The 501-nt window shown below is 68.1% G+C and carries 1 protein-coding gene; it reads left to right on the top strand.

What is annotated here, in order from left to right; genetic code table 11:
- Nucleotides 1–501, top strand: a 501-nt coding sequence (locus tag EOA86_RS37880; protein ID WP_245497520.1) for an SAM-dependent methyltransferase, incomplete at both ends; no start/stop codon positions are given.

Here is a 501-nt window from a genome sequence, read left to right as displayed (position 1 = left end):
CCCAGATGCTGCTCAGCCGCATCGACCGCATGCTGTCGCCGTCGCTCGGGCCGCTTGCTTCGCTTGCCGCCTCGTTACGCGGCACCGCTGAGAGATTGCTGCCGAAAGGCAATGCCCGTCGGCGCTTCTGGAGCGACTTTTTCGGCGGCGCGCCGGCCCGCGCCATGGCGGCCGGCCAGCTTTCGCAGGCGCATGATGCCGCCGTTGACCTGTTGCTTTCGAACGCGCCGGCATCGGGCCACATTGCCCTGGTTGGCGCGGGTCCCGGCGCCGAAGACCTGCTGACGTTGCGCGCCCACCGCCTGCTGATGGAAGCCGATGTCATCGTCCATGACGCACTCGTGCCGGAGACGATCGTCGCCATGGGCCGCCGCGACGCCGAGCGTCTGCCGGTGGGCAAACGCAAGGGCTGCCATACCAAGAGCCAGGCCGAAATCAACGCGCTGCTGATCGAACTCGGCCGCGACGGCAAGCGCGTCGTGCGGCTGAAATCCGGTGATC

Origin of the sequence: Mesorhizobium sp. M5C.F.Ca.IN.020.32.2.1, from assembly GCF_004023105.1 — a bacterium.
Lineage (GTDB): Bacteria > Pseudomonadota > Alphaproteobacteria > Rhizobiales > Rhizobiaceae > Mesorhizobium > Mesorhizobium wenxiniae.
The sequence above is the reverse complement of the archived record's forward strand: the minus strand, read 5'-3'. Positions and strand labels throughout refer to the sequence as shown.